Origin of the sequence: uncultured Halovibrio sp. (assembly GCF_913056445.1) — a bacterium.
Taxonomy (GTDB): domain Bacteria; phylum Pseudomonadota; class Gammaproteobacteria; order Pseudomonadales; family Oleiphilaceae; genus Halospina; species Halospina utahensis_B.
This window is the reverse complement of the sequence record NZ_CAJXMA010000096.1, coordinates 1-10,810: the sequence shown is the minus strand read 5'-3', so window position 1 is coordinate 10,810 and position 10,810 is coordinate 1. Positions and strand designations below refer to the sequence as shown.

Genomic DNA, 10,810 nt, shown 5'->3' with positions numbered 1-10,810 from the left:
GGTCGGCGCGGAGCAGGTCCTGCCGTTCTCAACCGGCGTAATCGGCGAACCACTGCCGTTGGCGCGCATGCTGGAGGCCATCCCGAATGCGGTGACGGACCTGGACCCCAACGGCTGGGCGAAAGCGGCACCTGCCATCATGACCACGGACACGCTGCCCAAGGGGGCAACCCGCCGGGTGATGATTGGCGGTAATCCAGTGCATATCTCCGGCATCAGCAAGGGTGCCGGTATGATCCGCCCCAACATGGCCACCATGCTCGCCTTCGTTACCACGGACGCCGCGATTCCGGCGGACGTACTCAGGCCGCTGGTGCGTGAGCTGGCGGACGCCAGCTTCAACCGCATCACCATTGACGGTGACACCTCCACGAACGACGCCTGCCTGCTGGCAGCGACCGGTCAGAGCCCCGCCGAGGTTGTGGATTCCCGGGGACAGGTTGTGCCGGAACTGCGCGAGGCGCTGGCGTCCGTGTTCCTGGAGCTTTCCCATGCCATTGTGCGGGATGCGGAAGGCGCGACCCGGTTCGTGACCGTGGAGGTTGGCGGGGCCGCCGATGCCGATGAGGCCTGCCGTGTGGCTTTCGCCGTGGCCGAGTCGCCGCTGGTCAAAACGGCGCTCTACGCAGCCGACCCCAACTGGGGCCGGATACTTGCGGCCGTGGGGCGTGCGGGCATCGAGAACCTCGCCATCGATGGCGTCTCAATCCATCTCGATGATGTCTGCATCGTCCGCCACGGTGGGCGGGCCCCGGAGTACACCGAGGCGGCCGGCCAGGCCGTGATGGACCAGCAGGAGCTGACCATCCGCATCGACCTGGGGCGTGGCAGCGCACTGGAACGGGTCTGGACCTGCGATTTCTCCCATGAGTACGTCACCATCAACGCCGAATACCGGACCTGAGAGTGTGAAAACGGTTCACGTTGCTGTGGCAGCTGTCTCTCGCCATGAGGGTGGGCGCGAGCAGGTGCTCGTGGCACAGCGTCATGCGCACCAGCATCAGGGCGGCCTTCTGGAGTTCCCCGGCGGCAAGGTTGAGCCCGGCGAGTCCGCTGAGGCAGCGCTTGTGCGTGAACTCGATGAGGAGGTCGGCCTCCGGGTGCCGGAAAGCGGCCTGGGCTTTGAATTGAGCCTGACCCACGACTATGGCGACCGCCGTGTCCAGCTGGATCTCTACCGCGCCACCGGATTCTCGGGAGAACCCCAGGGTCGGGAAGACCAGCCGCTGATGTGGCTCGATGTGGCCACCCTGGATCCAGGTGACTTTCCCGCCGCCAACCGCCGCATGATCCAGGTGCTGGCGCTGCCGGCACGCACGCTGGTTACCGGTGCCGGCGTGACGGCGGATGAACTCGCAGACCGGCTTCGGGGCTGGGCGGGCAGCCAGTGCCTGCTGCGCTGCCCGGAGCTCGATGATGCGGCGTATCAGGGGCTGGCTTCCGCCTGTGTGCCAGTGGCCCGAAACGCGGGCTGTGCGCTGGTGCTTCACGGCGCACAAGAACGTCTCGCGGCGGTTCCCGATGCCAACGGTCTGCACCTGCCCTGGCGGGAGGCACGTGCTCTCATGGAGCGCCCTGTCAGCAGGGCGTACCGCCTTGGGGTGTCCTGTCACGATCGCGCCAGCCTGGAGCACGCACAGAGGCTGGGCGCGGACTATGCCTTTCTCTCGCCGGTCAGACCCACGGCCAGCCACCCCGATCGCCCGCCACTGGGCTGGGACGGTTTCGAGGCGCTGGTGACGGGTCTGGATCTTCCGGTCTATGCACTGGGCGGGGTTGGTGGCGATGATGTGGCGCAGAGCCGCCGGCATGGCGGCTGTGGAATTGCCGGTATCGGCTTCTGGTGGCATTGAAGGAGGAATGAATGAGCGGTCTCAGTCATGTGGACGAAACCGGGGCGGCCAATATGGTCGATGTCGGGGACAAGGCGGTGACCCAGCGCGAGGCGAGAGCGGGGGGCATGATCCGGATGCAGGCGGAAACCCTGGACATGATCCTGGCGGGCGAACACCCCAAGGGGGATGTGCTGGCTACCGCGCGGATCGCCGGCATCATGGCGGCCAAACGCACCCATGAGCTGATTCCCCTGTGCCATTCGCTGAACCTGAGTTCGGTCAAGGTCTGGCTCACGCCCCGGGAGAATCGTGATGGCATCGACATTGAAAGCCGGTGTCGCCTCAACGCCGCAACCGGCGTGGAAATGGAGGCGCTCACTGCTGTATCGGTGGCGGCACTGACGCTCTATGACATGTGCAAGGCGGTGGACCGTGGCATGGTCATGGACGGTATCCGGCTGCTGGAAAAACAGGGCGGTCAGTCCGGTCACTGGCAAGCACCGGAGGAAGGCGGGGCCTGACCCCGTTCAGCGGCGCTGCGCCTTCTGTTAAACTGCCGCCTCTTTTCATCCTGAGAGGATCGCCCGTGGTCGTCCGATTCATCGAGAGCTGTCGCCTCCCCACGCCTTTCGGTGTGTTCGATATGCATGGGTTTGAGGAAATCGACACCGGCCAGGAGCATGTGGCGCTCAGTCTGGGCGAGGTCTCGGACGGCCGGCCCGTGCTGGGGCGCACCCATTCCGAATGCCTCACCGGTGATGCCCTCTACAGCATGCGCTGCGACTGCGGCTACCAGCTGGAAGAGGCCCTGCGCAGCATCGCCATCGAGGGGCGTGGGGTGCTGCTCTACCTGCGCCAGGAAGGTCGGGGCATCGGGCTTCTGAACAAGATCCGGGCCTACCGGCTGCAGGATGAGGGAGCGGACACGGTGGAGGCGAATGAGCGCCTTGGCTTCGCTGCGGATCTTCGGGATTACAGTATGTGCCTGGACATGCTCGAACATCTGGGCATCAAGCAGCTGCGGCTGATGACCAATAACCCGGTCAAGGTGGATTCGCTCCGGGATCTGGGCGTGGACGTGGTTGAACGGGTGCCGCTGGAGGTGGGCCGCAATCCCCACAATGAGTCCTATCTGAACACCAAGCGCTCACGCATGGGGCACTGGTTCCATACCCACCAGGACGACGATCCGCCGCCCTCACAGGAGTGAGGGATCAGGTCTGGGCGACGGCGAGGCCGCTGTCGCCACTGTTCCGGGAAAGGCGCTGGCTGATGGCACTGTGGATGCCCTCTGCATCCAGTCCGGCGTCCGCCAGTTGCTCCGCAGGCTTACCATGGTCGATGAAACGGTCGGGCAGGCCCAGCTGAAGCAGGTCCACGCCAACCCCGGCGGCATGCAGGTGTTCCGAGACGCCACTGCCGGCACCGCCGGCCACCATGTTCTCCTCGATGGTCACCAGCAGGTCGTGACTGGCGGCCAGCTTTTCAACCAGCGCCGTGTCCAGTGGCTTCACAAAGCGCATGTCCGCCACCGTGGCATCCAGTGATTCCGCCACTTCAAGCGCGGGGGTGACCATGGCCCCGAAAGCCAGTATGGCCACACGGGTCCCCTCACGGCGCACCACGCCACGGCCCAGTGGCAGTGCTTCCATGTGCTCATCGACGGCCGCGCCGGGGCCCGTGCCCCTGGGGTAGCGCACGGCGGCCGGGCCTTCGTGGGACCAGCCGGTGTAGAGCATGTGCCGTGTCTCGTTCTCGTCCGAGGGCGCCATCACCACCATATTGGGCACGCAGCGCAGGTAGGTCAGGTCGAAGGCACCGGCGTGGGTCGGGCCGTCCTCGCCCACCTGACCGGCGCGGTCCAGAGCGAAGAGCACGTCCAGGTTCTGCAGGGCGACGTCATGGATCAGCTGGTCGTAGGCCCGCTGCAGGAAAGTGGAGTAGATGGCGACCACAGGCTTGGCCCCGTCACAGGCCATGCCGGCGGCCAGCGTGACCGCGTGCTGCTCGGCGATGGCCACATCGAAGTAGCGTTCCGGGAAGCGCTCAGAGAAAGCCACCAGGTCCGAGCCTTCGCGCATGGCCGGGGTAATGCCCATTACCCGGTTATCCTGCTCGGCCATGTCGCACAGCCACTGGCCGAATATGTTCGAGTACTTGGGCTTCTTCGGAGCATCCGCTGGCTGGACGGGCGGTGCCGGTTCGATCTTGTTGATCGCGTGGTAGCCCACCGGATCGGACTCGGCGGGGCCGAAGCCCTTGCCCTTGGTGGTGACCACGTGCAGGAACTGGGGGCCGTCGAGCTGGCTGATGGTCTCGAGGGTTTCCAGCAGCAGCGGCAGGTCGTGGCCGTCGATGGGGCCGATGTAGTTGAAGCCCATCTCCTCGAACAGGGTGCCTGGTGCCAGCATGCCCTTGAAGTGCTCCTCGGTGCGGCGGACCAGGGCCTTGAGGCCGGGAGTGTTGGCCAGTGCGCGCTTGCTGCTGTCGCGCACCTGATTGTAGGTCCGGCTCGCCAGGAGGCGTCCGAAGTAGTTGGAGAGTCCGCCCACGTTGTGGGAGATGGACATCTCGTTGTCGTTCAGCACCACCAGCAGGTTGGCGCGCACGTCCGCGGCATGGGTCAGGGCTTCGAAGGCCATGCCGGCGGTCATGGCGCCATCGCCCATGACCGCGATGCCCTTGCGGTTGCGCCCCTGCTGGCGGGCGGCCAGGGCCATGCCCAGAGCCGCGCTGATGGAGGTGCTGGAATGGCCCACCCCGAAATGGTCGTAGGGGCTTTCATCCCGGTTGGGAAATGCGGCCAGGCCATCTTTCTTGCGGATGGTGCGCAGCTGTTCCCGGCGCCCAGTCAGGATCTTGTGAGGGTAGGCCTGGTGACCCACATCCCAGACCAGGCGGTCCTCTGGTGTCTCAAAGATGTAGTGGAGCGCCAGGGTCAGTTCCACTACTCCGAGCCCGGCCCCGAAATGGCCGCCGGACTGGCCCACGGACCACAGCAGGAATGCCCGCAGTTCGCGTGCCAGCGGTACCAGCTGGTCCCGGCCGAGCGTGCGCAGCTGTTCCGGCGTGTTGACGCGATCCAACAGGGGCGTCTCCGGGCGCTGCGTGGGTATGCTGTTGAAAACGGTCTTGTCCTGCATCCGGGCTTTGCTGCCTTGGCGGTTCCTGACGGTAATCCCGCATTATAGAGAAATCGGCGCGGAGAATCAGTTCCGCGTTTCCCGGCACAATAAGCCCACCACTCCGGCAGTGACAACAGGGGGACGTCAGTGGTTGCGCTCGATAATGAACGCGGCCAGTGCGGCGAGCAGAGAGGCGTCACCGGAAACCCGCTCCAGGTGACCCAGGGCATCACGGTGAAGTTCATCCAGCCGCCCGCGGGCGCCTTCCAGGCCCAGCAGGGTCGTGTAGGTGGCTTTATCCGAAGCCGTGTCCGACCCCTGGGGCTTGCCGGTTACAGAGGCGCTGCCTTCCACATCCAGGATGTCATCCTGCACCTGGAAGGCAAGGCCGATACTGCGCCCGAACGCACGCAGCGAGGTGATGAGTGGTTCATCGCCTCCGGCGCAGTGGGCGCCGAGCACCAGTGAGGCTTCGATGAGCGCCCCGGTCTTGCGCCGGTGCAGCGCCTCAAGGGCGTCCATGGAGGGATGGGCGCCGGTGGCGTCCAGATCCAGTGCCTGTCCTCCCGCCATGCCCCGGTGACCGGAGGCGGCGGAGAGTTCCCGGATCATGGCCACAACCGTGGTCGCCGGCCGGTCAGTGCCGGAAAGCGTCTCGAAGGCAAGCGTCTGCAGGGCATCCCCGGTGAGGATGGCGGTGGCCTCATCGAATGCTACGTGGCAGGTGGGCTGCCCGCGGCGGAGGTGGTCGTCATCCATTGCCGGCAGGTCATCGTGTACCAGTGAGTAGGCATGGATGAACTCAACCGCCACTGCAGCGGGCAGGGCGTAGTCATCGTTGCTTTCCCCGGCACAGCGGCAGGCGGCCAGCACCAGCGCGGGGCGCAGGCGTTTGCCGCCACCGAGGACCGCGTGGCGCATGGCCTGGTGAAGGCGGCGGGGCTCGGTGTCCGGGTCCGGAAGCGCCTGTTCCAGGGCGAGCTCCAGGCGCTGACGGGTGTCGTTGAGGAAGGCGTCGACGGTCATGCCTCGGAGCTGTCCTCCGGGAAGGGACGTGTTTCAAGCTCGCCCTGGCTGTTCTCGATGACCTGCTCCACCCGCTGCTCCGCATCGCGCAGGGACTGCTGGCATGAGCGGGTGAGCTGAACGCCGCGCTCGAACGCCTTCAGGGATTCCTCCAGTGGCATATCCCCCTGTTCGAGCTTGCGAACCAGGGATTCCAGCTCCTGGATGCTCGTCTCGAAGGTGGCGGCATTGCCGCTGTCACTGTTGCTGCTGTCACTTTCACTCATGCATCCACTCCCGTTGCTGCCGGTGCCACCACCGGGTGAACGGCCGGATTGTAGCATGCCCTCGGGGCCAGTCACCCGCGCTGGGCCGTAATCCGGAACCGCGGCGTCCGGGCCTGCGGCCGTTTCCATCCTCTGGTACCATGCCGGCCTTCATTGGACAACGGAACGGAACGGAATCGGATGGGCATCCTCGAAGCACTGGCTTTCTATCTGGGACTGGGCGCCGTTGCTGGAACGCTGGCCGGTCTTTTCGGAATCGGCGGCGGGCTCATCATCGTCCCCGCGCTGGTGTTTGCCTTTGGCTGGCAGGGTGTCAGCGGGAGCATTTCCGCGCACCTGGCGGTCGGTACCTCGCTGGCCACGGTCGTGTTCACTTCCCTGAGTTCCATCCGAACCCACCACGGCAAGGGCGCCGTCCGCTGGGAGCTGTTCCGGCCCATGGCTGCGGGTATACTGCTGGGGGCCGCGCTGGGCGCAGTAACGGCCGGGCTTCTCAGCGGTGAGATGCTTCAGGGGATCATTGGTGTCTTCGTGCTCCTGGTTGCCGCTAAGATGGTGACCGGCTGGTCCCCAATGGCATCCGACCGCCAGCCCGCGAAAGCGGAACTCGGCGGTGTGGGTGGTGGCATCGGCTGGCTTTCCGCGATTGTCGGCATCGGTGGTGGCACGCTGACAGTGCCGTACCTGACGTGGGTCGGGGTCCGCATGCAGCACGCGGTGGGCACATCGGCGGCCTGTGGCCTTCCCATTGCGGTGTCCGGAGCGCTGACGAACATGGTCGTGGGCTGGGGGCGTGAGGGACTTCCGGAGTACAGTGTCGGGTTCGTGTTCCTGCCGGCGCTGCTGGGTATTGTACTGATGAGCGTTCCCTTTGCCCGCGTTGGGGCGCTGTTGGCACACCGGTTGGATGAGCGCTGGCTCAAGCGCCTGTTCGCGCTGCTGCTGGTGGTGATTGGTGTGCGGTTTCTGATTTCAGGTTGAAGGTCTCATGCTGGTACATCCGCAATTTGATCCGGTCGCTGTTTCACTGGGCCCTCTGGACATCCACTGGTACGGGCTGACCTACCTGGTCGCCTTCGTCGGGGGCTGGGCTCTGGCGCGGCTGCGTACCAGCCGCCCGGATTCGCCGGTCAACGCCGAGCAGCTGGGGGACCTGCTGTTCTATATGGCGCTGGGTGTGATCCTCGGCGGGCGCTTTGGCTACGTGCTGTTCTACCACTTTGAACGCTTTCTGGCGGAACCGCTCTGGCTCATCCAGATCTGGGAAGGTGGTATGTCCTTCCATGGTGGTCTCATCGGTGTACTGGCGGCCATGCTGATGTTCGCCCGCCGTATCGGCACCGGTTTCTTCAATATCGCGGATTTCATCGCACCGGTGATTCCCGTGGGCCTGGGCCTAGGGCGGATTGGTAACTTCATCAACGGTGAACTCTGGGGGCGCCCCACATCGCCGGAACTGCCCTGGGCCATGGTGTTTCCACAGGCTGGGGATGCCCTGCCGCGCCATCCCTCGCAGCTTTACCAGTTCGCGCTTGAGGGGGTGCTGCTGTTCGTGGTGCTGTGGTGGTTCTCTGCCAGGCCACGACCTCGCATGGCGGTTTCAGGGCTCTTCCTGGCCGGTTATGGGGTGCTGCGTTCCGTGGCCGAGTTCTACCGCGAGCCTGATGCCCATCTGGGCTTTGTGCTGCTGGACTGGATGACCATGGGGCAGGTCCTGTCCGCGCCCATGATCGTGGCCGGCGTCATTCTGCTGTTTCTGGCCTATCGACAGGGGAGGTCCGCCTGAATGGAATCCTATCTGGCGCTGATGCGCGATGTGATTGATAACGGCGTTGACCGGGGCGACCGAACCGGCGTCGGGACCCGCTCGGTGTTCGGGCGTCAGCTGCGTTTTGACCTGGGGCAGGGCTTTCCCCTGCTGACCACCAAGAAGGTCCATGTGCGCAGTATCATTCATGAACTCCTGTGGTTCCTGCGCGGCTCAACCGACAACCGTGAGCTGCAGCAGCATAACGTCTCGATCTGGAACGAGTGGGCTACGGAAGAGGGAGACCTGGGCCCGATCTACGGCAAGCAATGGCGCAGCTGGCAGTGCCCGGATGGCAGCACTGTGGACCAGATCAGCGACGTGCTGGATGGTATCCGCAACCGACCCGAGTCACGGCGGCTGTTGGTGACGGCCTGGAACCCAGCGGAGCTTCCGGATGAGTCCATGGGCCCGCAGGAGAACGTGCACGCGGGCCGGATGGCGCTGGCGCCCTGCCATTGCCTGTTCCAGTTCTTCGTAGAGAACGGACGGCTTTCCTGCCAGCTCTATCAGCGCAGTGCCGACCTGTTCCTTTTAGCGGACAGGCAGAAAGATGCACAACACGGTGCCTCTGGCTAACCGCAATCTAAAACAAATCGGTTTATAGCGGACGCTTGATTTTTGCACAACAGAGGCTATACTGGGGTGCAGAACGAGGGCTGTCTTTTGAAAATTTTCATCGCCAGAGGGGAAAATCTTTGCGCTAGTCAAATTGATGGTGTCGAGATTGAACCTAAAGCCGTATCAGGCGTCCTAATATTTGATGATCACGGGAAAGTGGTCCGATACCCTTCACAATGGCTATCAACGCTAACCGATCTGCAAGACCTCGCCTACACATCTGCTGAAACTTACGCTCGCAACATCCAGTATTTTATCGAGTTTATTGCCACTAGGCCGGGAAACGCTGGCTTAACAGCTGATGAAATGCTTCTTAATGTTAACCGATCTACATTAGAAGATTGGGTGATCCAGGAGCAAGAGACATTCGGACGCGAGCGTCAAACGATACGAAACAGGGAAGTCTGTCTTAGGTCCTTTTATGACTTCTACAGCAAGAATGAACACACAGACGCAATTATCGAAGAAACGCCATTCCCGAGCACCTTCATAAGCGCAAAACCCCATAAAAAACAGGTTACTAGCGCAAGTCTAAGCGATCTTGTGGCTCTGATGAATGAGTCGCCCTATGAAAGAGAGCGCCTACTTTTACAGTTTATGTATGACTCCGGCGTTAGAATCAGCGAAATAAGTCGCATCACTTATGGCGATATTCACGATGCTATAAGGTTTACCAACTCGGAGTTCATTTCTCCAAAAAAAGTCGACGCTCCTGTTTTTCCTGGGTATGCCCCAATTTTGATACGAGGATCTAAAGGTAGAGGTAACTCGATCAAAGAACGATATTCAGTGATTACAACCCCAACGCTTAAACGTATTGCTGCGTATCATTCGGCCCCCCTCTATAAACGCCATCAAGCGAAATACCACAACCAGAATCAATGTCCCGCCTTCTTAAACAGTGAGGGCAGTGCATATAATAAGGACTCGCTGGGTAAAATGATCGAACGTCGATCAGACTCGGCGCTAAAAAAAGGATCAATTTCCAGAAAAGTACACGCCCACCTATTCCGCCACGGTTCGGCCTACCTCACCTTGCAAGATCCTAATCTGGGTGAAGATTACCTTGAAAGATTGGTTAATGTTCAAAAAACATTGGGACATACATTTATAAGTACAACCGAGCGTTATACCAATATCCCTATGGATATTTACAATGCGATTGCAGATTCAAGCGTTGGAGGTTTGAGATCCAAAATAGAGAAACTGGAGGATGTGGTAGAGCAGACTAAACTGAAGATAAAGCTAGGGGATAAAAAATAATGGGCAAGGCGTCACCAAAAAGAAAGCGCTCTGAATACCGGGAGCTAGTTCGAGACTGGATTGAGAAAGCAAAAATAAATCCCGATTTGCTTTATTTAGTCAAGTTTACTGACCGCTACTCTAAATCTCCGATCATAAGCGCTGGAAAGTTCCTCAAATCTCTCGGGTTGCCAGAGAATGGTAAAAATATTCTATATGAAGAATGCAGTTCAGATTTAGCGGAAATATACGACTTGATGCATTCTGAAGGTGTTTTTATATCCAATTTAACTGCCAATCAATTAAACCAAGTTAGCAGGCTTAAATTGCTTCTCAGATGGTTAGAAGAAGATCCAGAACTTCTAAACTTAGTCTCTGTTTTTGGAAACAGGATACAGTTAAGGCGTTTATGCAATGCCTTTCCTGAGCTTGAAATTAGCAGCAACATAAAAAGCGGTGGTAAGGCTCGCTCTCGACCCAATGACTATCTTGAAAAATTTTATAAGGATACGTTTGAGGTTCGAGTATTAGAGTTATTAAATGAAGCTGGACTTCATGACCCTTATTCCTATACCCCCGTTTCCCAAAGAGTCAATTCATCTGGCCAGTCTGAGAATGCTAGTAGTGAAATAGATTCTTTTATACAAGCTTCAAAATCGGTTGGGACTCTGTATGAAGCACAGCAGATCTCCAAGCAACCGTTCGATAGTGTGTATTATCTCCTTGCTATCGGCTCACGAGGTCGAGCGTCACGATCCGGGAAAGAAAACTTTTTGAGTACGTATAAAACGGTTGTGGAGTTCTGTAAATACAAAGGCTTTAACGGACTTGAGCCTGCTTATGAATTGTTTAGTGAATATTTTGCTGTCCGACTCAGAGTGTACCTTG

At 60.5% G+C, this 10,810-nt stretch carries 11 protein-coding genes and 1 pseudogene; 9 read left to right on the top strand and 3 right to left on the bottom strand.

Annotation, left to right across the window (positions count from 1 at the left end; genetic code table 11):
* From argJ to ribA, 4 genes are all read left to right on the top strand, one after another.
* A partial coding sequence (argJ, locus tag QZ501_RS13590) for a bifunctional glutamate N-acetyltransferase/amino-acid acetyltransferase ArgJ (protein ID WP_295720246.1) occupies positions 1-904 on the top strand: 904 nt, incomplete at its 5' end.
* Positions 905-908: 4 nt separating this feature from the next.
* Positions 909-1,853: a Nudix family hydrolase gene (locus tag QZ501_RS13585; RefSeq protein ID WP_295720243.1), complete on the top strand. Its 945-nt coding sequence runs from the start codon at positions 909-911 to the stop codon at positions 1,851-1,853.
* Positions 1,854-1,864: 11 nt separating this feature from the next.
* Positions 1,865-2,356: a cyclic pyranopterin monophosphate synthase MoaC gene (gene moaC / locus QZ501_RS13580; protein ID WP_151440832.1), complete on the top strand. Its 492-nt coding sequence runs from the start codon at positions 1,865-1,867 to the stop codon at positions 2,354-2,356.
* 65 nt (positions 2,357-2,421) lie between these two features.
* Positions 2,422-3,045 carry a GTP cyclohydrolase II gene (ribA, locus tag QZ501_RS13575; protein WP_151440833.1) on the top strand — a complete coding sequence of 208 codons (624 nt, stop codon included), beginning with the start codon at positions 2,422-2,424 and terminating at the stop codon, positions 3,043-3,045.
* Between the two features lie 4 nt (positions 3,046-3,049).
* Here the strand turns inward: ribA and dxs are convergent, their stop codons facing one another.
* The 3 genes from dxs to QZ501_RS13560 form a co-directional block, all read right to left on the bottom strand.
* Complete coding sequence (dxs, locus tag QZ501_RS13570) at positions 3,050-4,978, bottom strand: 1-deoxy-D-xylulose-5-phosphate synthase (protein WP_151440834.1); 1,929 nt, start codon at positions 4,976-4,978, stop codon at positions 3,050-3,052.
* Between the two features lie 126 nt (positions 4,979-5,104).
* Positions 5,105-5,986, bottom strand: coding sequence for a polyprenyl synthetase family protein (locus QZ501_RS13565; protein ID WP_295720240.1), 882 nt, complete (start codon positions 5,984-5,986; stop codon positions 5,105-5,107).
* Positions 5,983-6,252 (bottom strand): exodeoxyribonuclease VII small subunit, encoded by a 270-nt coding sequence (locus tag QZ501_RS13560; protein ID WP_151440836.1) that lies wholly within the window; start codon positions 6,250-6,252, stop codon positions 5,983-5,985. The genes QZ501_RS13565 and QZ501_RS13560 overlap by 4 nt, the downstream gene beginning before the upstream one ends.
* Positions 6,253-6,432: 180 nt before the next feature.
* On the opposite strand from QZ501_RS13560, the gene QZ501_RS13555 reads away from it, so the two are divergent.
* From QZ501_RS13555 to QZ501_RS13535, 5 genes and pseudogenes are all read left to right on the top strand, one after another.
* Positions 6,433-7,233, top strand: a complete 801-nt coding sequence (locus QZ501_RS13555) for a sulfite exporter TauE/SafE family protein (protein ID WP_160898667.1) — start codon at positions 6,433-6,435, stop codon at positions 7,231-7,233.
* Between the two features lie 7 nt (positions 7,234-7,240).
* Positions 7,241-8,038, top strand: coding sequence for a prolipoprotein diacylglyceryl transferase (lgt, locus tag QZ501_RS13550; protein ID WP_295720236.1), 798 nt, complete (start codon positions 7,241-7,243; stop codon positions 8,036-8,038).
* Positions 8,039-8,593: pseudogene (thyA, locus tag QZ501_RS13545) on the top strand (thymidylate synthase); the annotation flags it as partial.
* Between the two features lie 132 nt (positions 8,594-8,725).
* Positions 8,726-9,943: a site-specific integrase gene (locus QZ501_RS13540; protein ID WP_295720235.1), complete on the top strand. Its 1,218-nt coding sequence runs from the start codon at positions 8,726-8,728 to the stop codon at positions 9,941-9,943.
* Positions 9,943-10,810: hypothetical protein (locus QZ501_RS13535; protein ID WP_295720233.1), on the top strand; the 868-nt coding region annotated here is incomplete at its 3' end. The genes QZ501_RS13540 and QZ501_RS13535, both read left to right, overlap by 1 nt.

Coding starts and splice junctions, on each gene's coding strand:
- moaC (WP_151440832.1), top strand. CDS start 1,865: ATGAGCGGTCTCAGTCATGTGGACGAAACCGGGGCGGCCAATATGGTC.
- dxs (WP_151440834.1), bottom strand. CDS start 4,978: ATGCAGGACAAGACCGTTTTCAACAGCATACCCACGCAGCGCCCGGAG.
- QZ501_RS13565 (WP_295720240.1), bottom strand. CDS start 5,986: ATGACCGTCGACGCCTTCCTCAACGACACCCGTCAGCGCCTGGAGCTC.
- QZ501_RS13560 (WP_151440836.1), bottom strand. CDS start 6,252: ATGAGTGAAAGTGACAGCAGCAACAGTGACAGCGGCAATGCCGCCACC.
- QZ501_RS13555 (WP_160898667.1), top strand. CDS start 6,433: ATGGGCATCCTCGAAGCACTGGCTTTCTATCTGGGACTGGGCGCCGTT.
- lgt (WP_295720236.1), top strand. CDS start 7,241: ATGCTGGTACATCCGCAATTTGATCCGGTCGCTGTTTCACTGGGCCCT.